Source organism: Pseudomonas sp. 14P5.3.2, from assembly GCF_057799175.1.
Genome location: NZ_JBYOKU010000068.1, coordinates 1 through 3,201, shown reverse-complemented (window position 1 = coordinate 3,201; position 3,201 = coordinate 1). Strand labels below are relative to the sequence as shown.

1 rRNA gene is annotated in these 3,201 nt (G+C 51.3%); it reads left to right on the top strand.

The window, feature by feature from the left end:
• Window positions 1-161 precede the first annotated feature (161 nt).
• Window positions 162-3,053 (top strand): 23S ribosomal RNA (locus AC27VU_RS28830).
• Window positions 3,054-3,201: the final 148 nt, after the last annotated feature.

Here is a 3,201-nt window from a genome sequence, read left to right as displayed (position 1 = left end):
GTTCTTTAAAAATTTGGGTATGTGATAGAAAGATAGACTGAACGTTACTTTCACTGGTAACGGATCAGGCTAAGGTAAAATTTGTGAGTGACTCTTAAGAGTTTTGCGAATTTTCGGCGAATGTCGTCTTCACAGTATAACCAGATTGCTTGGGGTTATATGGTCAAGTGAAGAAGCGCATACGGTGGATGCCTTGGCAGTCAGAGGCGATGAAAGACGTGGTAGCCTGCGAAAAGCTTCGGGGAGTCGGCAAACAGACTTTGATCCGGAGATGTCTGAATGGGGGAACCCAGCCATCATAAGATGGTTATCTTGTACTGAATACATAGGTGCAAGAGGCGAACCAGGGGAACTGAAACATCTAAGTACCCTGAGGAAAAGAAATCAACCGAGATTCCCTTAGTAGTGGCGAGCGAACGGGGACTAGCCCTTAAGTGGCTTTGAGATTAGCGGAACGCTCTGGAAAGTGCGGCCATAGTGGGTGATAGCCCTGTACGCGAAAGTCTCTTAGTCATGAAATCGAGTAGGACGGAGCACGAGAAACTTTGTCTGAATATGGGGGGACCATCCTCCAAGGCTAAATACTACTGACTGACCGATAGTGAACTAGTACCGTGAGGGAAAGGCGAAAAGAACCCCGGAGAGGGGAGTGAAATAGATCCTGAAACCGTATGCGTACAAGCAGTGGGAGCCCACTTTGTTGGGTGACTGCGTACCTTTTGTATAATGGGTCAGCGACTTATTTTCAGTGGCGAGCTTAACCGAATAGGGGAGGCGTAGCGAAAGCGAGTCTTAATAGGGCGTCTAGTCGCTGGGAATAGACCCGAAACCGGGCGATCTATCCATGGGCAGGTTGAAGGTTAGGTAACACTGACTGGAGGACCGAACCGACTACCGTTGAAAAGTTAGCGGATGACCTGTGGATCGGAGTGAAAGGCTAATCAAGCTCGGAGATAGCTGGTTCTCCTCGAAAGCTATTTAGGTAGCGCCTCATGTATCACTGTAGGGGGTAGAGCACTGTTTCGGCTAGGGGGTCATCCCGACTTACCAAACCGATGCAAACTCCGAATACCTACAAGTGCCGAGCATGGGAGACACACGGCGGGTGCTAACGTCCGTCGTGAAAAGGGAAACAACCCAGACCGTCAGCTAAGGTCCCAAAGTTATGGTTAAGTGGGAAACGATGTGGGAAGGCTTAGACAGCTAGGAGGTTGGCTTAGAAGCAGCCACCCTTTAAAGAAAGCGTAATAGCTCACTAGTCGAGTCGGCCTGCGCGGAAGATGTAACGGGGCTCAAACCATACACCGAAGCTACGGGTATCACGCAAGTGATGCGGTAGAGGAGCGTTCTGTAAGCCTGTGAAGGTGAGTTGAGAAGCTTGCTGGAGGTATCAGAAGTGCGAATGCTGACATGAGTAACGACAATGGGTGTGAAAAACACCCACGCCGAAAGACCAAGGTTTCCTGCGCAACGTTAATCGACGCAGGGTTAGTCGGTCCCTAAGGCGAGGCTGAAAAGCGTAGTCGATGGAAAACAGGTTAATATTCCTGTACTTCTGGTTATTGCGATGGAGGGACGGAGAAGGCTAGGCCAGCTTGGCGTTGGTTGTCCAAGTTTAAGGTGGTAGGCTGAGATCTTAGGTAAATCCGGGATCTTAAGGCCGAGAGCTGATGACGAGTTACCCTTTGGGTGACGAAGTGGTTGATGCCATGCTTCCAAGAAAAGCTTCTAAGCTTCAGGTAACCAGGAACCGTACCCCAAACCGACACAGGTGGTTGGGTAGAGAATACCAAGGCGCTTGAGAGAACTCGGGTGAAGGAACTAGGCAAAATGGCACCGTAACTTCGGGAGAAGGTGCGCCGGTGAGGGTGAAGGACTTGCTCCGTAAGCTCATGCCGGTCGAAGATACCAGGCCGCTGCGACTGTTTATTAAAAACACAGCACTCTGCAAACACGAAAGTGGACGTATAGGGTGTGACGCCTGCCCGGTGCCGGAAGGTTAATTGATGGGGTTAGCTAACGCGAAGCTCTTGATCGAAGCCCCGGTAAACGGCGGCCGTAACTATAACGGTCCTAAGGTAGCGAAATTCCTTGTCGGGTAAGTTCCGACCTGCACGAATGGCGTAACGATGGCGGCGCTGTCTCCACCCGAGACTCAGTGAAATTGAAATCGCTGTGAAGATGCAGTGTATCCGCGGCTAGACGGAAAGACCCCGTGAACCTTTACTATAGCTTTGCACTGGACTTTGAATTTGCTTGTGTAGGATAGGTGGGAGGCTTTGAAGCGTGGACGCCAGTTCGCGTGGAGCCATCCTTGAAATACCACCCTGGCAACTTTGAGGTTCTAACTCAGGTCCGTTATCCGGATCGAGGACAGTGTATGGTGGGTAGTTTGACTGGGGCGGTCTCCTCCTAAAGAGTAACGGAGGAGTACGAAGGTGCGCTCAGACCGGTCGGAAATCGGTCGTAGAGTATAAAGGCAAAAGCGCGCTTGACTGCGAGACAGACACGTCGAGCAGGTACGAAAGTAGGTCTTAGTGATCCGGTGGTTCTGTATGGAAGGGCCATCGCTCAACGGATAAAAGGTACTCCGGGGATAACAGGCTGATACCGCCCAAGAGTTCATATCGACGGCGGTGTTTGGCACCTCGATGTCGGCTCATCACATCCTGGGGCTGAAGCCGGTCCCAAGGGTATGGCTGTTCGCCATTTAAAGTGGTACGCGAGCTGGGTTTAGAACGTCGTGAGACAGTTCGGTCCCTATCTGCCGTGGACGTTTGAGATTTGAGAGGGGCTGCTCCTAGTACGAGAGGACCGGAGTGGACGAACCTCTGGTGTTCCGGTTGTCACGCCAGTGGCATTGCCGGGTAGCTATGTTCGGGAAAGATAACCGCTGAAAGCATCTAAGCGGGAAACTTGCCTCAAGATGAGATCTCACTGGAACCTTGAGTTCCCTGAAGGGCCGTCGAAGACTACGACGTTGATAGGTTGGGTGTGTAAGCGCTGTGAGGCGTTGAGCTAACCAATACTAATTGCCCGTGAGGCTTGACCATATAACACCCAAGCAATTTGACTACTCGAAAGAGCATCAGATTGCGGTGTGTGAAGACGCAATGAACCGAAAGTTCGCGATGCTCACAAACACCTGTATCACATACCCGATTTGCTGAAGCGAGGCCAACAGGTCACGAGTCAGTACCC